Origin of the sequence: Enterococcus sp. AZ149 (genome assembly GCF_051714285.1) — a bacterium.
GTDB lineage: Bacteria > Bacillota > Bacilli > Lactobacillales > Enterococcaceae > Enterococcus_D > Enterococcus_D entomosocium.
Genome location: NZ_JBIORO010000001.1, coordinates 1458200 through 1477998, shown reverse-complemented (window position 1 = coordinate 1477998; position 19799 = coordinate 1458200). Strand labels below are relative to the sequence as shown.

The 19799-nt window shown below is 43.3% G+C and carries 20 protein-coding genes and 1 riboswitch; of the genes, 5 read left to right on the top strand and 15 right to left on the bottom strand.

Annotated features, from left to right (window positions below):
- Positions 1–16 precede the first annotated feature (16 nt).
- From purF to purC, 5 genes are read right to left on the bottom strand one after another with little or no spacing between them, the layout of a single operon-like run.
- On the bottom strand, positions 17–1441 hold the full coding sequence (gene purF / locus IGI94_RS06920) for an amidophosphoribosyltransferase (protein WP_005236394.1): 1425 nt from the start codon (positions 1439–1441) through the stop codon (positions 17–19).
- Entirely contained in the window at positions 1426–3654 is a 2229-nt protein-coding gene (gene purL, locus IGI94_RS06915; protein ID WP_438899582.1) for a phosphoribosylformylglycinamidine synthase subunit PurL, read from the bottom strand. The genes purF and purL overlap by 16 nt, the downstream gene beginning before the upstream one ends.
- Complete coding sequence (gene purQ / locus IGI94_RS06910; protein WP_016620871.1) at positions 3647–4324, bottom strand: phosphoribosylformylglycinamidine synthase subunit PurQ; 678 nt, start codon at positions 4322–4324, stop codon at positions 3647–3649. Before purQ ends, purL begins: the two co-directional genes overlap by 8 nt.
- Positions 4321–4593: a phosphoribosylformylglycinamidine synthase subunit PurS gene (gene purS, locus IGI94_RS06905; RefSeq protein WP_438899581.1), complete on the bottom strand. Its 273-nt coding sequence runs from the start codon at positions 4591–4593 to the stop codon at positions 4321–4323. The genes purQ and purS overlap by 4 nt, the downstream gene beginning before the upstream one ends.
- A complete protein-coding gene (gene purC / locus IGI94_RS06900) occupies positions 4584–5309 on the bottom strand; it encodes a phosphoribosylaminoimidazolesuccinocarboxamide synthase (RefSeq protein ID WP_016620872.1) in 726 nt (241 codons plus the stop codon). The genes purS and purC overlap by 10 nt, the downstream gene beginning before the upstream one ends.
- 214 nt (positions 5310–5523) lie before the next feature.
- On the opposite strand from purC, the gene IGI94_RS06895 reads away from it, so the two are divergent.
- The 3 genes from IGI94_RS06895 (at position 5524) to pbp4 (ending at position 8715) form a co-directional block, all read left to right on the top strand.
- Positions 5524–5958 carry a hypothetical protein gene (locus IGI94_RS06895; protein WP_438899580.1) on the top strand — a complete coding sequence of 145 codons (435 nt, stop codon included), beginning with the start codon at positions 5524–5526 and terminating at the stop codon, positions 5956–5958.
- 101 nt (positions 5959–6059) lie between these two features.
- Positions 6060–6665 (top strand): DUF1054 domain-containing protein, encoded by a 606-nt coding sequence (locus tag IGI94_RS06890; protein ID WP_429969914.1) that lies wholly within the window; start codon positions 6060–6062, stop codon positions 6663–6665.
- Between the two features lies 1 nt (position 6666).
- Positions 6667–8715: a penicillin-binding protein PBP4(5) gene (gene pbp4 / locus IGI94_RS06885; RefSeq protein ID WP_438899579.1), complete on the top strand. Its 2049-nt coding sequence runs from the start codon at positions 6667–6669 to the stop codon at positions 8713–8715.
- Between the two features lie 45 nt (positions 8716–8760).
- Here the strand turns inward: pbp4 and purB are convergent, their stop codons facing one another.
- The 9 genes from purB to IGI94_RS06840 form a co-directional block, all read right to left on the bottom strand.
- On the bottom strand, positions 8761–10059 hold the full coding sequence (purB, locus tag IGI94_RS06880; RefSeq protein ID WP_008381467.1) for an adenylosuccinate lyase: 1299 nt from the start codon (positions 10057–10059) through the stop codon (positions 8761–8763).
- 13 nt (positions 10060–10072) lie between these two features.
- Entirely contained in the window at positions 10073–11191 is a 1119-nt protein-coding gene (purK, locus tag IGI94_RS06875) for a 5-(carboxyamino)imidazole ribonucleotide synthase (RefSeq protein ID WP_172634721.1), read from the bottom strand.
- Entirely contained in the window at positions 11184–11672 is a 489-nt protein-coding gene (gene purE / locus IGI94_RS06870; protein WP_005236418.1) for a 5-(carboxyamino)imidazole ribonucleotide mutase, read from the bottom strand. Before purE ends, purK begins: the two co-directional genes overlap by 8 nt.
- A gap of 331 nt (positions 11673–12003) precedes the next feature.
- On the bottom strand, positions 12004–13308 hold the full coding sequence (locus IGI94_RS06865) for a nucleobase:cation symporter-2 family protein (RefSeq protein ID WP_244733535.1): 1305 nt from the start codon (positions 13306–13308) through the stop codon (positions 12004–12006).
- Positions 13308–13889, bottom strand: a complete 582-nt coding sequence (locus IGI94_RS06860) for a xanthine phosphoribosyltransferase (protein WP_005236421.1) — start codon at positions 13887–13889, stop codon at positions 13308–13310. Before IGI94_RS06860 ends, IGI94_RS06865 begins: the two co-directional genes overlap by 1 nt.
- A gap of 76 nt (positions 13890–13965) precedes the next feature.
- Positions 13966–14063: riboswitch (purine riboswitch) on the bottom strand.
- An 82-nt stretch (positions 14064–14145) separates the two neighbouring features.
- Positions 14146–14823, bottom strand: coding sequence for a hydrolase (locus tag IGI94_RS06855; RefSeq protein ID WP_008381475.1), 678 nt, complete (start codon positions 14821–14823; stop codon positions 14146–14148).
- A 20-nt stretch (positions 14824–14843) separates the two neighbouring features.
- Positions 14844–15449, bottom strand: a complete 606-nt coding sequence (locus IGI94_RS06850) for a glycoside hydrolase family 73 protein (RefSeq protein WP_005236425.1) — start codon at positions 15447–15449, stop codon at positions 14844–14846.
- Entirely contained in the window at positions 15446–16456 is a 1011-nt protein-coding gene (locus tag IGI94_RS06845; RefSeq protein ID WP_016620877.1) for a M15 family metallopeptidase, read from the bottom strand. Before IGI94_RS06845 ends, IGI94_RS06850 begins: the two co-directional genes overlap by 4 nt.
- 32 nt (positions 16457–16488) lie before the next feature.
- On the bottom strand, positions 16489–16992 hold the full coding sequence (locus IGI94_RS06840) for a hypothetical protein (protein WP_061054010.1): 504 nt from the start codon (positions 16990–16992) through the stop codon (positions 16489–16491).
- Between the two features lie 123 nt (positions 16993–17115).
- On the opposite strand from IGI94_RS06840, the gene IGI94_RS06835 reads away from it, so the two are divergent.
- Positions 17116–18072 carry a Gfo/Idh/MocA family protein gene (locus tag IGI94_RS06835; protein ID WP_429960053.1) on the top strand — a complete coding sequence of 319 codons (957 nt, stop codon included), beginning with the start codon at positions 17116–17118 and terminating at the stop codon, positions 18070–18072.
- A gap of 33 nt (positions 18073–18105) precedes the next feature.
- Here IGI94_RS06835 and IGI94_RS06830 read toward each other — a convergent pair whose 3' ends face one another.
- Positions 18106–19068 carry an aromatic acid exporter family protein gene (locus IGI94_RS06830; RefSeq protein WP_438899578.1) on the bottom strand — a complete coding sequence of 321 codons (963 nt, stop codon included), beginning with the start codon at positions 19066–19068 and terminating at the stop codon, positions 18106–18108.
- 98 nt (positions 19069–19166) lie between these two features.
- Between IGI94_RS06830 and IGI94_RS06825 the strand changes: the two genes are divergently transcribed.
- A complete protein-coding gene (locus tag IGI94_RS06825; RefSeq protein ID WP_005236440.1) occupies positions 19167–19766 on the top strand; it encodes an FUSC family protein in 600 nt (199 codons plus the stop codon).
- Positions 19767–19799: the final 33 nt, after the last annotated feature.

The following is a 19799-nucleotide window of genomic DNA, read 5'->3' as shown; positions in this document are numbered from 1 at the left end:
CATTTTTGCCTACTATTTATTCAGCTAAAGACGCGAGATAGTTTTCTTCATAATCATACAAAGGGGTTGGATAATCGCCATTGAAATAGGCCATACACAAGCCTGAGTAAGGTGCGTCAAAATCTAAACCGATCGCTTCGATCAACCCGTCTTCACTTAAAAAGGCCAAAGAATCTGCTTCGATTTTTTCACAAATCTCAGCTTCCGTATATTTGGCTGCGATCAATTCTTTTCTCGTTTGAATGTCGATCCCGTAAAAACATGGATAGCGCAAAGGCGGCGAACCGATACGCACATGAACTTCTTTCGCACCTGCCTCTTTTAGCAGTTGCACGATACGGCGGCTGGTGGTTCCTCGGACGATCGAATCGTCGACTAGAATCACTCGTTTGCCTTCGACTACGCCACGAACAGCTGAGAGCTTCATTCGCACGCCTTGTTCCCTTAACTCCTGCGTCGGTTGAATAAACGTTCGTGCAATGTATTGATTTTTTACTAAGCCCAATTCATAAGGAATACCTGAAGCTTCGGCATAGCCGCTGGCAGCAGATAAGGATGAATTCGGTACACCAATGACCATATCCGCTTCGATCGGCGCCTCTTGTGCTAAGCGACGGCCCATATTTTTACGGGCACGATGGACATTGACGCCAGCGATGTTGGAATCAGGACGGGCAAAATAAATAAACTCCATCGAGCAAATCGCCGGCTGTACTTCTTGGGTATACTGCTCGATTTGAATGCCTGCATCATCAATGATCACGACTTCGCCCGGTCGGACATCACGAATAAATTCCGCACCGATGACTTCCAACGCACAGGTTTCTGAAGCCACCACATAAGCACCATTGACCATTTTCCCGATTGACAATGGCCGAAAGCCATTGGGGTCTAGTGCTGCGATCATGGCATTTTCCGTCAGTAAAAGGTACGCAAATCCACCTTTAACTTGATTTAATGCCTCCTTGACCCGATCCATAAAAAGCGGTTCTTCGCTGCGACGGATCAAGTGCATGAGAATCTCTGTATCGGAATTCGAGTGGAAAATCGCACCAGCCTCTTCTAATGATTTCCGTAGACTTTTCGCATTCGTCAAGTTGCCGTTATGAGCTAAGCCAATCTGCTGATCAAAAAATTTGAATAAAAATGGTTGAATATTATCAACGCTACCATTACCAGCAGTTGCGTAACGAACGTGACCAATGGCAGCATCTCCTGTCAGACGCTGGAGGACACGTTCATCCGAAAACACTTCCGCTAGCAACCCTAAATCACGGTGACCATTGAGTTTTCCCGCATCATTCGTGACGATCCCAGCACCCTCTTGGCCGCGATGTTGCAAACTGTGTAGTCCGAAGTAGGTGACACGAGCGGCATCTGGATGACCCCAAACACCAAAAACCCCACATTCCTCGTTGAGGCTCTTTACTTCATTAAACATGGAATGGCTTCCTCCCATTTCAATTTCGCCTCAGTAAGGGGCATCTCGATCGTATCATCTTGTGCTTGTATGCGAATCTGGCCATCAGCAGTCACTTCCCCGATCGCTATTGCAGCAGCACCTACCAGTGCTTCAAAAGCTGCTTGCTTATCAGGTGCGACTGAAAGCACAAAACGGGATTGGGTTTCTGAAAACAATTGTGCTGCTGGCAATGACACGGTCACATTTAGACCAAAGCCCTTGTCAAAAGCGGATTCGGCTAAAGCGATCGCTAAACCACCTTCGGCACAGTCGTGGGCACTTTGAACAAGACCTGCTTGGATCGCTGCGGTAACCAATTGTTGGTTCATTTTTTCTGTTTCAAGGTCAAAGGACATTAAACGCCCAGCGATCTTTCCTGTCTGCAGTTTTTGCAATTCAGACCCATTGAAATCAGCATGGGTTTCCCCTAGGACATAGATCACATCCCCTGCTGCTTGGAAATGCTGCGTCGTGATATGCGCCAGCTCTTCGATCAATCCGACCATCCCAATTACAGGCGTTGGATAGACCGATTGTCCGTCCGTTTCGTTGTATAAGGAGACGTTCCCAGAGATTACTGGTGTCTCTAGTACACGACAAGCTTCTGAGATCCCGTCAGCAGCCGTAGATAACTCCCAGAATCCTTCTGGTTTATCTGGCGAGCCGAAGTTAAGGCAGTCAGTGATCGCCAATGGACGCCCACCGGAAGCGACGATATTTCGAGCAGCTTCTGCAACTGCGATCTGTCCGCCGACTTCAGGATCTAAGTAGAGGTAACGAGCATTACAGTCAGTCGTCATCGCCAAGGCTTTATTGGTTCCCTTGATTCGTAAAACGGCCGCATCACTGCCGGGTCCTACCACGGTATTGGTACGAACTTGCGAATCGTAGGTTTCAAAAATCGAGCGTTTCGAAGCGATCGTCGGCTGCTGCAGCAGGTCCGCAAATACAGACGTTGCTGAATGAATCACTGGAACAAAGTCCGGTGTTTCCTTAAACACTTTGATCCGTGCTGGTTCTGCCATCTCTTTGTAGTAAGTCGGTGCATCTTCAGCTAAAGCATCCACTGGTAAATTAGCGACTTCCTGTCCATGATGGAACAAACGATAGTTGCCATCATCCGTCACTTCACCGATCACGACTGCTTCTAGATCGTATTTCTTAAAGAGGGCTTCCACTTCAGCTTCATGCCCTTTTTTGACACAGATAAGCATCCGCTCTTGGGATTCTGACAACATCATTTCATAAGGCGTCATATTGGTTTCTCGTTGTGGAACATCATCTAATGTTAAGCGCAAACCTGATCCGGCTTTTGATGCCATCTCGGCACTAGAAGAAACCAATCCAGCAGCACCCATATCTTGAATTCCGACTAAAATGTCCGAATGATCCACGATCAATTCCAAACAAGCTTCCAACAAAAGTTTTTCCATAAAAGGATCACCGACTTGTACGGCGGAACGTTGTTGTTCTTCTCCTTCGACAAATTCTTCCGATGCAAAAGTCGCCCCATGTATCCCGTCGCGTCCTGTTTTTGCGCCGACATACATGATGGTGTTCCCAACACCTTTGGCCTGCCCTTTTTGAATATCCTTGTGGGCAATGATCCCTACACACATGGCATTGACTAACGGATTGCCTTCATAACAAGGATCAAATGCCACTTCACCACCAACGGTCGGAATCCCGATACAGTTGCCATAGCCACTGATCCCAGCAACGACTTCTTCCAAAAGATATTTCGTTCTTGGATTATCTAACTCACCAAATCGTAAGGAGTCTAAAACAGCAATCGGTCTTGCTCCCATACTAAAGATGTCGCGGATGATCCCACCAACACCAGTTGCTGCTCCTTCATAAGGTTCCACCGCAGAAGGATGATTATGGCTTTCCGCTTTAAATACGACAGCTAGATCATCGCCGATATCCACGATGCCCGCACCTTCTCCCGGACCTTGCAGTACTTGCGGCCCATCTGTCGGGAATTTCCGCAAAACAGGTTTGGAATTTTTGTAAGAACAATGTTCACTCCACATCACTGAAAAGAGTCCAGTTTCGGTATAGTTTGGTAAACGTCCCAAAACATCTTCTGAGATCATCCGATATTCTTCTTGGGTCAATCCCCATTGCTCGTATAATTTCGTGTCTTTGATTTCTTGTGGTGTAGGTTCTTTTACGATCATTTTATCCATTTACCGGCACCTTCCCAAAATTTTTCAATAATGAAGCAAAAAACTTCTTGCCATCTTCTGAGCCTAATAAACTTTCCATCGCTCGTTCTGGATGGGGCATCATGCCTAGGACATTGCCTGCTTTGTTGCAGATACCAGCGATATTGTGTAGACTGCCGTTGACGTTATCTTCATAACGAAAAACGATTTGATTGTTGGCAACCAATTCCTGATAAGTCGTTTCATCACAATAATAATTGCCCTCACCATGAGCGACAGGAAGCGTAATGACTTGATCCGTTTCATATTCAGAAGTAAAAGCTGTTTGATTATTCACTTGCAGACGGACCGGCTTGCAAATAAAATGCAATGATTCATTTCTTTGTAAAACCCCTGGTAACAAGCCCGCTTCCGTTAAAATTTGGAACCCATTGCAGGTACCAAAGACAGGTTTGCCTTCATTTGCTAAACGAATGACCTCTGACATGATCGCTGAAAAACGAGCGATTGCACCGCATCTCAAATAGTCACCATAGGAAAATCCTCCTGGGAGCAAAACACCGTCAAAACCGGCTAAGCTTTCTGCATCATGGCGCACATATTCTGCTTCTGCCCCCATGATATCTTTGATTGCCCACATCAAATCAACATCACAATTTGATCCAGGAAAGACGATCACTGCAAATTTCATAGGGCTGCTTCCTCCATTTGAACTATTTCATAACGGTAGGTTTCCATATTGACGTTTGCTAAAAGTTTGTCACAGATCGCTTCAATCTCCTCTGCCACTGCTGATTGTGTTTGATTGTTGGAAGGTGTCACTTTGATTTCAAAGTATTTCCCGATGCGAATATCACTGACATCTTGATATCCTAAGCGATGAACAGCTCCTTTGACGGCTTCTCCTTGAGGGTCCAAAACAGATTCCTTATAAGTGACGTAAACTTTGACTAAATACATGTTGAATTCTCCTTTTCTAAACGATTTAAAACTTCTTCATAAACAGGAACGATGTCCCCTAAATCACGACGATAGACATCTTTATCAAGATGTTCATTTGTACCCATATCCCATAAGCGGCAAGTATCTGGTGAGATCTCATCAGCCAGGAGCAACTCGCCCTTCTTGGTTTTGCCGATCTCGATTTTAAAATCGATCAGTTGAATCTGGATACTTGCAAAGATTTCCAGTAACGCAGCGTTGACTTGTAGCGCCAGTTTTTTGATCTGGTCCAGTTCCTCTTTTGTAGCAAGACCCAGATAGAACACATGATCGTCATTAATAAACGGATCATCTAAACGATCCTCTTTGTAGTAAAACTCCACGATCGGCTTTGGCAGTCTGGTTCCTTCTTCGATGCCCAAGCGCTTTGAAAAACTACCAGCAGCCGTATTGCGAACAACGACTTCTAAAGGAATCATGGTGACAGCTCGAATTAATTGTTCGTGTTTAGACACTAATTGAAGAAAGTGACTTGGGACATTTTTATCAGCTAAACGCTGAAAAAGATGCGCAGTGATCTGATTGTTTAGGGCACCCTTCCCTGCGACTGCATCTTTCTTTAAGCCGTTCAGCGCAGTTGCTTGGTCCAGATAAAGGACTCTCAACACATCTTCTTCGTTGGTTTTAAACAATTTCTTGGCTTTTCCTTCATAAAGAAGCACTTCTGATTCCATATTCCACCTCAGTTAAGTTTTATTTTTCACATAGCGATGACACACATCTTTATTTGTTTATTATTCTAACAACGCTGAAAAAGCGGGTCAACGATTATCTGTACATTTACACATTAATAAACACGAATGTTCGCCTTTTATCCCGTCGAGCAAGTTTACCTCTCCCGTTTGACTGGCGAAGGGTTTTATAAAGCGTTTACAACATTCTATTTTCATGCTATATTTAGGTCGTATTGTAGCTACATTCAAGGAGGAGTACTATATGTGGTCGCTAAAGAATCGTGCTGAACTTTTTTTAGCTCATCTAACAGACAAAGAAAAACAACAGCTCCATAACGAATTATTGGCCGTGCAGCAAATCCTTTCCATTAACCAACAAACGAGTTTCTATGTATTCAGTCCCTTCAAAAAAGGGGCACGTCCTCACTATGCAGAAGAACAAAAAAGAGTTCTACAATTTCAAAATGGCCGCAATGACGAATTGATCATTCACCAGATACATCGTCAAAGCTTATTTAAACATACGTATTCTTTCCGTATTTATTTTAATTTAGAAGAAATGGACTTTTCTTTTTTAGACGATCTTTTGCATCGTTTGAAGGAACAAAGTCAAGCCCCTACCTTTAACTTAAGTCACGCTACGCACTGACGGGTGATCACTAAATAAAAATAAGATAAAAAAAACAAAAGCCCGAAATTTTACGGGCTTTTTTTGTTATACTGTTTTCAGACAAAAGAAAGGACACGATTATGCTATTTACAAAACAGTCATTTGATGCTTTTGCTTTAGAAACATTAGAAGAAAGAATGGAAAAAATCCGTTCAGAGATCCAGCCGGTTTTCCAAACCATCGGCGAGGCAGCGATCCCATTATTTGAAGAAAGCTGTCAAGAACCTTTTTATTTGCATATCGCACAGCATCGGCGTAGAACCGTCTACCCTCCTGCCGAAACGTGGGCGGGGATCGGCCCTAACAAGCGTGGTTATAAAATGGATGCCCACTTTCAAATTGGGATCAATCAAGAGTATGTCTTTGTTTGGCTCAGTGTGATCGATCAACCGAAAAATCAAGCAACGATCGCGGAATCTTGGCTGGCTCAAAAAGAATTATTTGATCAATTGCCAGCAGACTTTACGCTATCTCCTGATCATACCAAGTATGACCACTCTCCAATCGCTAAATGGCCAACCTACTTAGAACGATTACAGAAAGTCAAAAAAAGTGAACTTCAAATTGGCAAGATCTTTCCAAAAGAAATGATCGAAGACGTTGAAATGGCGGATATTTTAGCAGTTTATCAAACGCTGTTGCCGCTTTATCACGCCCGTTTGTCGGCACTAAAGGAGGAACAATAATATGTCAGAAAACCGGCGCTCTCGCAAAGAAAAACCAGCGAAAAAACCTAAGCGTTTCGTCTGGCTGGCACTCCCTGCCGCCTTATTAGTACTTGGTGGCGGTTATTATGGCTATACAGTCTATCAAAATCGACAAGAAGAAGCAGCAGCAAAAAAAGTCCTCAATTCCTTTATCGGTGCTATATCTGATCAGAAGTACAGCGATCTATCTGCTTTACTGACCGAAGAAAGTTTGGAATCAAACGGCTTTAACGCAGACGAAGTCTCAGCAAAATACGAAGCGATTTTCACTGGTATCGGTGCCGAATCATTTAAAGCTTCAGGAATTGAGGTAACGCCCGATGATAAGGATTCCGATCAATTCAATTTCCAATACAACGGTTCCTTAACCACCTCGTTAGGTGAATTAACCGAGCTGTCTTATAGTGGCACGATTACTCTGGCTGATGACCAAGCCAAGATCGATTGGTCGCCTCAATTGATTTTTCCGGGAATGGAAGGACAAGACAAAGTTAGTATCTCTGTAGATAATGCCACACGTGGAGAAATCTTAGACCGAAACAACGAACCGCTAGCAGAAAATGGCACGCTCTATCAACTAGGCGTCATTCCGGGGCAGCTGGGTACGGGAGACGAAAAAACCGCCAATATCAAAGCAATCGCGGAACGTTTTGACCTAACAGAAGATGCGATCGATCAAGCATTGGCGCAATCGTGGGTCCAAGATGAGTTGTTCGTTCCCTTAAAGATTATCGAACCAACCGATGAAATGCCAACTGGAACAAGTTTAAAAGAAACGACGGGACGGACTTATCCTCTTGGAGAAGCCGCTGCCCAGTTGATTGGTTATCTAGGGAACGTGACTGCAGAAGATATCGAAAAGGATGAAACGCTAGCAAGCAACGGACAAATTGGTCGTAGTGGTCTGGAAGCTGCCTTTGACAAAGAGTTGCGGGGCGAAAATGGCGGAAAAATCGCCATCACAGATGAAGATGGTGCTGAAAAATCGGTTCTTTTAGAAAAAGAACGGGCAGATGGTAAAGATATCCAACTGACCATTGACGCACAAGCCCAAAAGACAGCTTTTGACGCCTTACAAAATCAGGCGGGGTCCACGGTCGTCACAGAACCAAAAACCGGTGATCTGCTGGTATTAGCCAGCTCACCGAGTTATGATCCCAATAAAATGACCCAAGGGATCTCCCAAGAAGACTACGATGCGTATGAACAAAACGAAGACTTGCCTTTCATCAGCCGCTTTGCTACGGCCTATGCACCAGGTTCGACCTTTAAGACCATCACGGCAGCGATTGGCTTAGAAAATGGTACGATCGACCCTACCCAAAGTATTGCGATCGATGGATTGAAGTGGCAAAAAGACAGCTCTTGGGGGGACTACTTTGTCACCAGAGTCAGCGATGTAGCTTCTGTCAATCTAAAAGATGCACTGGTTTACTCTGATAACATCTATATGGCACAACAAACCTTAGCTATGGGTGAAGATGCTTTTCGTAATGGCTTGTCGAAATTGATTTTTGGCGAAACGTTTGATTTGCCGATTGCGATGAATCCTGCTCAAATTTCCAATGAAGAGTCCTTCAACTCAGAGATTTTACTGGCAGATACCGGCTATGGGCAGGGAGAACTGTTACTGAATCCCATTCAACAAGCTGCTGCTTACTCGGTCTTTGCCAATCAAGGGAAGCTGGTTTATCCCCGTTTAGTGAAAGAGGCAGAGCAAAAAGACAAAGAAGTCTTTAAACCAGAGACGATTGAGCAAATCAATCTAGATTTGACAGCTGTTGTCTCAGATGCCAACGGAACGGCACACTCTTTGGAAGCGCTGAACATTCCGCTAGCTGCCAAAACAGGAACTGCTGAAATCAAAGAAAAGCAAGATGAAAAAGGCCAAGAAAACAGCTTCTTATTCGCCTTCGATTCGCAAGATCAAGGATTTCTGATGGTTTCCATGTTAGAAGATCGCCAGGAAAACCAATCAGCAACTGGTTTAGCACCTGATCTATTGACCTACTTAGCTGAAAATTATTAAAAAAGCCGCAACCTTAAGACGGAGGTCTCAAGGTTGCAGCTTTTTTTATTCGGCTAAACCGACACGTTCAAAGATCGTGTCAACTTGTTTTAAATGATGGTTGTAATCAAAGGCATCGTCCAAATCAGCTTTGGTCAAAACATCCGTGATTGCTGGATCAGCTTCTAACAATGGGCGGAAATCCGTTTGTTCATCCCAAGCTTGCGCTGTTTTCGGCTGAACCAAGTCATAGGCTTGCTCTCTGGTCATTCCGTGATCGATCAATTTCAACATCACCCGTTGGCTGTAGATCAATCCAAAGGTCGCATTCATATTGCGCTTCATATTCTCTGGGAAAACGGTCAGATTTTTGACGATATTGCCAAAGCGATTCAGCATGTAATCGATCAAAATCGTCGTATCCGGAATAATGATCCGTTCTGCCGATGAATGTGAGATATCCCGTTCATGCCAAAGGGAGACATTTTCATAAGCCGTCACCATATGACCGCGAACGACTCTTGCAAGTCCGGCCATATTTTCAGAACCGATTGGGTTACGCTTATGGGGCATGGCAGAAGAACCTTTTTGTCCTTTGGCGAAGAATTCTTCAACTTCCCGCGTTTCTGATTTTTGTAGTCCACGGATCTCAGTGGCAAATTTCTCAATGCTCGTTGCGATCAACGCCATTGCTGAGAAATATTCAGCATGTAGGTCACGAGGCAATACTTGCGTGGAAATATCTTGCGCACGAATCCCTAGTTTTTCACAGACATACTCTTCGACAAATGGAGGGATATTTGCAAAGGTTCCAACAGCACCACTGATCTTTCCAGCTTCGACCCCTTTTGCTGCCCGCTCAAAACGTTCAACATTGCGTTTCATTTCTGAATACCACAAGGCTAATTTCAAGCCAAAGGTCGTTGGTTCCGCATGAACACCATGGGTACGTCCCATCATCACGGTATGCTTGTATTCTTTGGCTTTTTCGCCAATGATCGTCACGAAACGGTTCAAATCTTCACGAATCAAATCGTTGGCTTGTTTCATCAAGTAGCCATACGCCGTATCAACAACATCCGTTGACGTCAAGCCGTAGTGGACCCATTTACTTTCATCACCCAAAGATTCAGAGACTGCTCGGGTAAAAGCAACCACATCATGTCGCGTTTGCGCTTCGATCTCTAAGATACGGTCGATATCAAAGGATGCTTTTTCACGAATCAATGCAACATCCTCTTTCGGTATCTCTCCTAATTCCGCCCAAGCTTCGTCAGCTAAAATCTCGACTTCTAGCCACGCTTGGTAGCGATTTTGATCGGTCCAAATAGCACCCATTTCTGGTCTTGTATAACGCTCTAACATGTTTTTATCTCCTTTAATCCCAAATATTGGTTTGATAGATTTCTTCAGTGGTTTCTGCAATGTCTTCCGTCAAAATAGTGATATGTCCCATTTTGCGACCGGTTTTTGCTTCTTCTTTGCCATAGTAATGAAATTGCCAAGCAGGTTTTGTGGCAATCAGATCATAGGTTTCTGTCAATTCATCTCCTAAGACATTGACCATGACTGCTGGTGAAAGCAAAGAAACTTCCGGCAACGGCCAGCCACAGATGCCGCGGATATGAGCGTCAAACTGACTCATGGAGCAAGCTTCGATCGAATAGTGACCCGAATTATGCGGACGTGGCGCCAATTCATTGACATACAAGCCGCCGCTTTTGGTCAGGAACATTTCGATGGCTAAAACGCCTTGCAGATCCAAAGCTTTTGCAATAATGTGAGCGATCCGTTTGGCTTCTTCGGCAACTTCTGGATCAATGTGCGCAGGAGCGATCGTTTGATGCAAAATATTGTTACGGTGGATATTTTCTACCACTGGGAAAGTGGTAAAGGTTTCTCCATTACCGGCAACTAAAATCGATAATTCTTTTTCAAAAGGAATCCATGCTTCTAATTCGCAAGTTCCTTCGCGAAGTAAATTCATGGAAGGCGCCAAATCAGCCGTACTGTAAAGCACGTGCTGTCCTTTTCCGTCATAGCCGCCTCTGGTGGTTTTTAATACACAAGGGTAACCAATGCTATCGATGGCATCTTGGATGTCTGTCGGGCTGATGATCGTGGCATAAGGTGCAATCACGATATTGTTTGCCTCTAAAAATGACTTCTCTAACAAACGATCTTGAGTGATTGCTAACAGATCGGTGCCTTGAGGGATATGTGAGTAAGGCAAAATAGAGTTCAATGCTTCAACACTGACATTTTCAAATTCATAGGTGATTACATCGGCACGTCGAGCCATTTCTTCTAAAGCAAACACATCATCATAGGCAGCAACAATATGCCAATCAGCGACTTGGGCTGTTGGACAATTGGCAGTAGGGTCTAAAACGCCAACCCGAAAGCCCATTTCTTTGGCACTCATTGCCATCATACGACCTAGCTGTCCTCCGCCAACGATTCCGATCGTTGCGTTGGGCATTAAAGGTTTAATCAAGTTGATCACTACTTTCCAATACGATTTCTTTTAATGTATTTCTTCGTGCGTCTAATTTCTCCGCTATCTCTAAATCATACATGGAAAGCATCTGGGCTGCAAGTAGTCCTGCGTTAGTTGCGCCAGCTTTTCCTATCGCCGTTGTTGCTACTGGTACACCACCCGGCATTTGCACGATCGATAAAAGGGAATCCAAACCGTTTAATGCGCGTGATTGGACGGGAACACCAATGACCGGCAATGTTGTTTTAGCTGCCACCATTCCCGGCAAATGGGCAGCGCCACCCGCTCCTGCAACAATGACTTTAATCCCTTTTTCTCGGGCTGTTTCTGCAAATTCGAACATCAAATCTGGTGTACGATGTGCCGAAACGACTTTTTTCTGATAAGGTATCGCTAACTCATCTAAAATCAAGCAGCACTCCTTCATTGTTTCCCAATCTGATTGACTTCCCATAATCACTGCAACTGCTGGTTTCATTCAATTTTCCCTCCACTGATTTTTTACGATTCTCTTCTGAATAAACCTCAGAAGTATTTTTCTTACGAAAATCATTTTGTTAGCAACCTTTTGAAGCTACGTCTGAGATATCCCAAAGTCACATGGCTCTGCTAACATTCACTTTCACCTCTAAATAGTAACGAGTTGCCCGAGCAATGTCAAAATATTTTCGAACTATTAACAAATTTTACTTTCCATTGTTCGCTTTTATCTCAAAGATATGTATTCAACACGTCAGATATCCGATAATAAGACAAATAAAGGAACAATACAAAAAATCCAGACGAATCCTCGTCTGGATCAAATAAACTTACTGTAGCAAGCTCAATTCCGTCACTTCGTCTGTTTCTTTCGGCAGTCCATTAAAGAACAGATTCAAAACAATGGCAGTCAAACTACTCATGACGATCCCATTGCCTGTAAACATTTGAACGGTTTCAGGCATTTGACTGAATAAAGTGGGCATCATATTGAACCCTAAACCAAAACCGATTGATACTGCAATCACTAACAAGTTCTTGTCATTCATAAAATCAACTTTGCTCAGCATTCTCATCCCTTGAACAGCCACCATGCCAAACATCACTAACATGCCGCCGCCAAGCACTGCCTCTGGAATGATCTGTGCGATGGCACCGACTTTTGGAAACAACCCTAATACGATCAAAAAGATTGCTGAAAAGAAAATCGGACGGCGCGTCTTAATGCCTGAAAGTTGAACCAAACCTACGTTTTGTGAAAATCCAGTATAAGGAAACGTATTGAAGATCCCACCAAGGATCACCGCCAAGCCCTCCGCACGATAGCCGCGCTTTAAGTCATTGCCTGTAATCGGTTTTTCAGTAATGTCTCCCAGTGCAAAATAAACGCCTGTGGATTCTACCAAACTAACGATGGAAATAATGATCATCAAGACGATCGACCACAGATCAAAGGTTGGTAAACCGAAATAAAAAGGCTGAGGCAAATGAAACACAGGTGCATGAGTGATGGCAGAAAGATCAACCAAGCCTAATAATGCTGCTAAAATAGTCCCACCGATCAAACCGATCAGTACGGCAATCGAGCGAATAAAGCCTTTGCCAAACACTTGCACGCCAATGATCAGGGCAATCGTCACAAAGCCTAACAATAAATTCGTTGGATCACCAAAGTTAGCAGCTGCGGCATCCCCTCCACCGATTTTGGTGATGGCGACTGGAATCAAGGTCAAACCGATGACGGTAATCACCGTTCCCGTCACCAATGGGGGAAACAAAACTTTGATTTTCGAAAAAATGCCGGCGATCAAGACAATGAAAATCCCAGCGGCAATGATCGCTCCGTAAATCGCACTGATTCCTGATTTGGTGCCAATCAAAATCAATGGGGAGACAGCTTGGATGGCACAACCTAAAACGACTGGTAGGCCGATCCCAAAAAAGCGGGTGACGACTAATTGCAAAAGCGTAGCGATTCCGCACATGAAAATATCGATCGAGATCAAATACGTCATCTGCGCTTCATTAAAGCCGAGGCCTGTTCCAATCAACAAAGGGACGGCAACAGCTCCTGCATACATCGCTAGCAAATGCTGCAAGCCTAAAACTGCTGAACGGCTATTCGTCTCTTTCATTAGGCATCTCCTTCTAAAAAGCTAACTTGGCCTTCCGACAATGAGGCGATTCGTGCTAAGGAAACAACGGGGATTCCCATTTCTTCAAGCAATTGTCGACCAGTTTGGAATGATTTTTCAATGACGATCCCAATGCCAACGACTTTTGCGCCTGCTTGCTGACACAATTCGATCAATCCTTTTGCAGCTTGTCCGTTTGCTAAGAAATCATCAATTATTAATACCGTATCATCTGAAGATAAGAATTTCTTAGAAATCGATACTTGGCTGGTCACTTGCTTAGTAAAGGAATAGACCGATGCGGTCAACAACTCTTCATCCATCGTCAGACTCTTTGCTTTTCGAGCAAAGATCATTGGTACCTGCAACTTTTCTGCAGTATAAAGTGCTGGTGCGATCCCTGAAGCTTCGATGGTCACTACTTTGGTGATCCCACTTTCTTGAAATCGTTCTGCAAAAACTTTACCGATTTCTCTCATCAACTCATAATCCACTTGGTGGGTCAAAAACTGGTCCACTTTGAGAACCCCTTCACCCAAGACGTTCCCGTGTGTTTTGATACGCTCAACTAATTTATCCATCCTAGCTCTCCTCGTTCCTTTCTATTCCATCCTGAAAAAAAAGACACTCTTTTTGCCAAAGCAAAAAAAGTGTCTAACAGGCACGATTTTTACTTATAGTCCGATATTTACGGTATCGGGTAGAGACTGTCGACCATATTTCGACGATATACAAGTAATTTTTAAATGATAGATTCGATTATGCCTGTCTTTGATTAAAAACACAAGCATGGAATGCCCTTTATAAATAAAAATATTCTCATTTGTGGATCATTTGCTACTCTGGTTTCTCCATATCACGATAGTGCTCCATCTTTTTACTGAAAAGCTCCCCGTTGGAAGGCGGCGTGTAAGTGATCGCATTCGCACCTGCTTCAATCGTTTCTAAGATGCTCTCCTCAGTTGGACCACCCGTTGCAATGATCGGCAGCTTCGGATATTTTTTACGGAAGAAAGCCACGGTATCCGCTGTGTCCTTGCCGGCACTGATATTGATGACCTTCACACCAGCTTCAAGTTTGGCATCAATTTCAGTATACTTACTCGTTACGGTACTGATAACGGGAATATCCACGACTTTACAGACTTGCTCCACAGTTTTCAATGGTGTGGGTCCGTTTAAGACGACCCCGATCGACCCCTGAGCTTCAGCAAACATGCTCATATAAGAAGAGCGGAATCCTTGGGTCAAGCCGCCGCCGACACCAGAAAACACTGGAATATCTGCTGCTTCGATAATTGCTTTCGTAATTGCTGGGTGCGGTGTAAAAGGATAGACCGCTATCACAGCGTCCGCATTTGTATTACGGATGATCGCAATATCCGTAGTAAAAATAATGGAGCGGATTTGTTTCCCAAATATTTGAATGCCGCTAGCCTCTCGAATAACTTTAGGCACTTTGACGATATCTTTGCGTAAATCAGTGGTGATTTTTGGCATATATTTTTCTTCCATAAGCAGCCAACTCTCTTTTCTTATTGATCAAATCGATTCAATTGGTAGGTTTCAATGACTTGAATGATTTTGCTGGCATAATCTGGATCCGTTGCATACCCTGCATCTTGTAAGGCTTGTGCGGCACTGCGGTAGTCGTTTGCTGTCAAGACATCTACATAAAGCGCAGGATTCCAATCAACACCATTTACAAACAACATCGTATGATCATCCATTGATTCTTCCCAAGTATCATAGACACGAAAATCTCCTTGAATCGTGACCCATTCTCCATTATAAAACTCTTGGGTATCTAATGTCACCTTTTTTGAATGACCAAATGACTTGATGCCAAATAAATTATTGTATTTGCTGGCTAGAGAACTCTGGCCCCAATCTGATTCAAGAATCGCCTGACCTATAATGATACTTGGTAAAATCCCATAGCCTTTTTGCAGTTCTTGCGCGTAAGGAGCAATGCGATCGATAAATTCTTCATGAGAGATCGCTTCAGTATTTGTTTCTTCCTCTTTCGGAAGAGGATCCGCCAAACTATTTAAGGAAAAAATAAAAGCAATCCCAATTAAGAATAACCCTAGAAAGACTAATGGGAAACGAGTCTTCTGTTTTTTTCGTCTTGCACTCATTTTTTCACTTCCTTTGTCTGACTAAACACGTTCTTAGCGAACAAATCGCCTCCACTCATCAACAACTCTTCTTGTGCTCGTTGACTATTTTCTTGATTTCTAGTAAGAGAATTAGTAAAGATCCAGTCCTCCTGCAAAGGATCTGCCAATTCGTGATACGACAGTTCTGCTTCTTTACGAGTGATGTGTTCTTTTGCCTCATCAAGAAACTCTTCGAATGTTACCTCATGTTCTTCAATATATGTCGCCACTTCGACGCCTACATAGCGTAAATGCCATGGTTCATAATCGATTTGGGTAATGTCATGTTTTCCTTTCGGATAACGGATGATGAACCCATACTCTCTCGCATGGGCTTGTAGCCATTTTCCACCGTCTGTAACGCCGAACCCCTCATTGAGAAGTTCGCCTGTATGATTTTGATACCAGTCTTCATCGATTACGTCAATCGCAAGACCGGTATGGTGCTCACTATATCCCGGTTCAGTAAAGGTCAGTTTCGTGATACGAATTGCTTCTTCTTTTGTATTCCCTTGGCGGATCAAGCTATTGACATTGGCATCGAATATTTCCTGTTGATACTCTACCGAACGGTAAGCAGAGACCATGACTAAAGGATGTCCAGCCACCTTTGCTGCCTCAGCTAGTTCTTCGTATGCCGAAACGATTCGCTTGTCCACAAGGTAGCCATTTGATAATTTCCCCAAATCTTCTTGCGCGATTTCGCTGACGATTTTATTTTTTGGTCCTACCAGAGCCAACGACCAATCATTCAATGAGACAGTTGGGAAATCATCTTCGTTCACTTCATCACTAACAGCTGCTTGTTCTTGCGCATCCTCTGAGTATTCCGTCGAAGTTTGACTGCTGGATTCAGTTGTTGTGCTCGTCACTGTTTGAGTAGTAGAACGAGCGATACTTAGATTCTTTATTGGGGTGACTGCGGTCACTCGATTCACTTGTATGGTTAGGAGAACCAAAAACAAGAATCCTGCTGCCGCAGCCATTCCATAATACTTTTTCAAAAAATACCCTACCTTTAATTATAAGTTTCTTCCAGATTTTCTTTAACCCACTCTAACAACTCGATTTTTTCATTGCGGATCTGCTGCTGAACAACAGCGGGCAATCGGAAGTTTAATATATCATCATAACCCCACTCATCATACGTAATACTGACTCTCAAATCAAGGTATTGGGCTGTTTCTTCAGATTCTGTTAACAATTCGACTTTTGCTAAATCGCTAGCTAGCCACGTTCTGGCGATTTGGGTTTTCATTTTTTTGAACTCGACGACCGCTTGATTGCGTTTTTCTGGATAAATGACGGTCTGGCGAATGATTTTTTGGATCAGCATCCATTCATAATCCGAAAACAGCAGTTTCACTTTCTGATTTTCAGCAGGCGATAAACTCATTGTGCCGTTTTTCCAAGCTTCCCATTGCTCCTCAGTGATTCCTAAATGTGTCTCATAAAACTGTTTTTCTGATGTGTATTGCTCGATAATCGTATTTAAAATAATGGCTATTGATACATTATGCATATGTTATCCCTCCTCTTCTATATTTTACTGAAAGTCAGCCGTAATGGAAACTTTTTGCGATTGTTTTTGATTATTTTAAAGAATTCATTTCTTTTGTTATACTAAATATGAAGGAGATGATCAATGATGAAAAAATACCGTTGGGGAATGATTGGACTTGGAGACATCGCGACGCAATTTGCCGCTGGTTTTTCCAATGAAGCAAGTGAACTGTATGGAGTCAGCGCCCGCAGTTTGCCAAAAGTCCAGGCCTTTGCCGAAAAATACGCTATCCCCCATGCTTATGAAAGCACAGATGCTATGCTGGAAGATCCGCAAATTGATATTGTGTACATTGCAGTACCTAATGATCTTCATCACGAATTTATTATGAAAGCTCTAATGGCAGGAAAACATGTCCTCTGCGAAAAAGCCATCACCACCAGTGCCGATGAGCTAGCGGAAGAACTAGCCTTAGCCAAAGAAAAAAACCTAATCTTAGAAGAAGCTATGACGATCTTCAATATGCCGGTTTATGCACGTTTGAAAGAAGAGATCGATGCTGGACGCTTAGGAAAATTAAAAATGATCCAAGCACCATTTGGCAGCTATAAAGATCCTGATCCCACCAATCGTTTCTTCAACCCAGATTTAGGTGGCGGTGCGTTACTGGATATTGGCACGTATGCCGTTTCATTTGCTCGCTTTTTCATGTCGGATACGCCAGAAGTGGCGTTTAGCAGCATGAAGCCCTTCTCTACTGGTGTAGACGAACAATCTGTAACGATCCTCCAAAATCCAGCTGATGAAATGGCTAGTGTCACACTGACTTTCCAAGCGAAAATGCCTAAAACAGGTATCGTCGCTTTCGAAGAAGGATACATTACGGTGGATGAGTATCCTCGTGCGGACAAAGCCGTGATTCATTTTCGAGATGGAACAAATGAAGTGATTGAAGCTGGTGACAGTAATCAAGCCCTTAATTATGAAATTGCCAATATGATCAAAGCCATCAATGGCGATATCGAAGGATCAATCCACTTGACCACCGATGTCATTGACGTTCTTGATCAAATGCAAGCTTTTTGGGAACAACAGTAAAAGCGAAAAGACTCCTTTGCAGGAGTCTTTTTTTTAGCGCTCCATCGTCTGAATCTGTTCAGAAAAGTCGGCTTTGGTTTCAATAAAACTTTTAAAGGTTTGCAGAAACTGAAACAGCTGGGCCCGATTTTCAAATTCTACTCTTGTTTGCGGCAATGGTTTTTGTCGATAATCTTCGTATAAAGCTGCAATTTTTGCCAAGATCTCTTTTCCATCGTTATTTTCATGAAAGGACTGGGCGGTAAAGGATAGCAGCTCTTGAAACGCATTTGTATAGGCTTCTTCTACCCAAAACAATTGTAATAGATCAACCATTTCCAAGAGTAAGCGCGCTTGACTTTGCCGCATGGTGAAATACTCTTCATAATAAGAGGCTTCTCCTCGCCACTGGTTTTCACTATGAACCATCGCTTGCTGTTTGCCTTGCTTGATTTCTCCTAACAATGCTTGGCAAACATGAGGGAGCGTCGCCTTTTCTTTTTCTGTTAACGCGATCGACATGTCTTTTAAAAGACTTTTAAACGTTTCTTCCACCAACTGCTGTTTTTCTTTCAATACCCGTTCGCCGTCTGGCATATACAAGTTAAATAAAAGTGCAAAGCCGATGCCAATACTCATTAACAAAAAAGCATTTCCAATCAATGGCCAAGCAAAAGAACGTTCCATCATATAATGGGTCACCAAGACCGAATTGACCACGATCCCATCGGTTAATTTGAAATAGACTGCCGTCGGAATAAATAGGAAGAGAAAAAGAACAAAGCCCAGCGGACCAAAGCCTAAAAGATGAAAGCTGACAAAAGCTAGGAGCGTCGCGATCGCCAAGGAAACCAAGCGACCGATTCCTGTAAAGAGCGAGGTTTTCTTTGTATTCCCAACACTCAAAATTGCGATGATCCCTGCGGCTGGTGCATACAATAGACCGATCTGCTGAGCAAGAAACATGGACAAACCGGCAGCAACTGCTGTCTTCACTGTTCTCAATCCAATTTTCATTTTTGTCACCTCCTTTGAAAAGTATACTAAATTGTGAGGAATAAGACTAGAATTTCTCAACAGCATTGGGTATGATTAAGTAAAGGGGGCATTCTACCATGAAAATGGGGCGTTTTCGCTTAGGTATGCGAACGATAAAAACAGCCATTGCTGTCATGCTTTGTATTCTGCTCTTTCATTTCCTTGATCGCGGCCAGCCTTTGATTGCTGCCTTGTCTGCTGTCTTTTCATTGCGACAAGACCTGACAACAACAATCTCTTTTGGGAAATCACGGGTGTTAGGAAATACGATCGGCGGCGGTACAGCCATTTTTTATTTTTTGACGAAGCAATATTTTCAAAATGATTTTCTGATCGAATTGTTTGTCCTGCCCGCACTGGTCATCTTTGTCATCGTTTTTTCAGATGGCATCAATAACAATTCTGGCATCATCTCTGCCATTGCGACGATGCTGTTGATCACTTCCAGTGTCCCACAAGGGGAATCGATCATCTTTGCATTGGACCGTGTGCTTGATACCTTTATCGGTACCTTAGTTGCCCTGTCAATCAATTTTGTTATTCGACCACCTGAGGAAGAGAAAAAAGATGAGATTCAAGAAGATTTGGTCGTGCTAAGGCAAAAAGAGCTTGAACTAAAAGCCATGCTAGAAGAAGTCCAAGGGGAAATCTCTGAGCAAGAAAAACAAGAAAAATAAAAACAGCCTTTTTCCAGAATGCTTCTGAAAAAA

What these genes read in the sequence shown, in the direction of transcription:
- purF (WP_005236394.1), bottom strand. Translation starts at nt 1,441, where the DNA reads ATGTTTAATGAAGTAAAGAGCCTCAACGAGGAATGTGGGGTTTTTGGT.
- IGI94_RS06855 (WP_008381475.1), bottom strand. Translation starts at nt 14,823, where the DNA reads ATGGAAGAAAAATATATGCCAAAAATCACCACTGATTTACGCAAAGAT.
- purL (WP_438899582.1), bottom strand. Translation starts at nt 3,654, where the DNA reads ATGGATAAAATGATCGTAAAAGAACCTACACCACAAGAAATCAAAGAC.
- IGI94_RS06890 (WP_429969914.1), top strand. Translation starts at nt 6,060, where the DNA reads ATGCTATTTACAAAACAGTCATTTGATGCTTTTGCTTTAGAAACATTA.
- purS (WP_438899581.1), bottom strand. Translation starts at nt 4,593, where the DNA reads ATGTATTTAGTCAAAGTTTACGTCACTTATAAGGAATCTGTTTTGGAC.
- pbp4 (WP_438899579.1), top strand. Translation starts at nt 6,667, where the DNA reads ATGTCAGAAAACCGGCGCTCTCGCAAAGAAAAACCAGCGAAAAAACCT.
- purQ (WP_016620871.1), bottom strand. Translation starts at nt 4,324, where the DNA reads ATGAAATTTGCAGTGATCGTCTTTCCTGGATCAAATTGTGATGTTGAT.
- purB (WP_008381467.1), bottom strand. Translation starts at nt 10,059, where the DNA reads ATGTTAGAGCGTTATACAAGACCAGAAATGGGTGCTATTTGGACCGAT.
- IGI94_RS06860 (WP_005236421.1), bottom strand. Translation starts at nt 13,889, where the DNA reads ATGGATAAATTAGTTGAGCGTATCAAAACACACGGGAACGTCTTGGGT.
- IGI94_RS06835 (WP_429960053.1), top strand. Translation starts at nt 17,116, where the DNA reads ATGATGAAAAAATACCGTTGGGGAATGATTGGACTTGGAGACATCGCG.
- purE (WP_005236418.1), bottom strand. Translation starts at nt 11,672, where the DNA reads ATGAAACCAGCAGTTGCAGTGATTATGGGAAGTCAATCAGATTGGGAA.
- IGI94_RS06825 (WP_005236440.1), top strand. Translation starts at nt 19,167, where the DNA reads ATGAAAATGGGGCGTTTTCGCTTAGGTATGCGAACGATAAAAACAGCC.
- IGI94_RS06845 (WP_016620877.1), bottom strand. Translation starts at nt 16,456, where the DNA reads ATGGCTGCGGCAGCAGGATTCTTGTTTTTGGTTCTCCTAACCATACAA.
- IGI94_RS06865 (WP_244733535.1), bottom strand. Translation starts at nt 13,308, where the DNA reads ATGAAAGAGACGAATAGCCGTTCAGCAGTTTTAGGCTTGCAGCATTTG.
- IGI94_RS06850 (WP_005236425.1), bottom strand. Translation starts at nt 15,449, where the DNA reads ATGAGTGCAAGACGAAAAAAACAGAAGACTCGTTTCCCATTAGTCTTT.
- IGI94_RS06895 (WP_438899580.1), top strand. Translation starts at nt 5,524, where the DNA reads ATGCTATATTTAGGTCGTATTGTAGCTACATTCAAGGAGGAGTACTAT.
- IGI94_RS06840 (WP_061054010.1), bottom strand. Translation starts at nt 16,992, where the DNA reads ATGCATAATGTATCAATAGCCATTATTTTAAATACGATTATCGAGCAA.
- purC (WP_016620872.1), bottom strand. Translation starts at nt 5,309, where the DNA reads ATGGAATCAGAAGTGCTTCTTTATGAAGGAAAAGCCAAGAAATTGTTT.
- IGI94_RS06830 (WP_438899578.1), bottom strand. Translation starts at nt 19,068, where the DNA reads ATGAAAATTGGATTGAGAACAGTGAAGACAGCAGTTGCTGCCGGTTTG.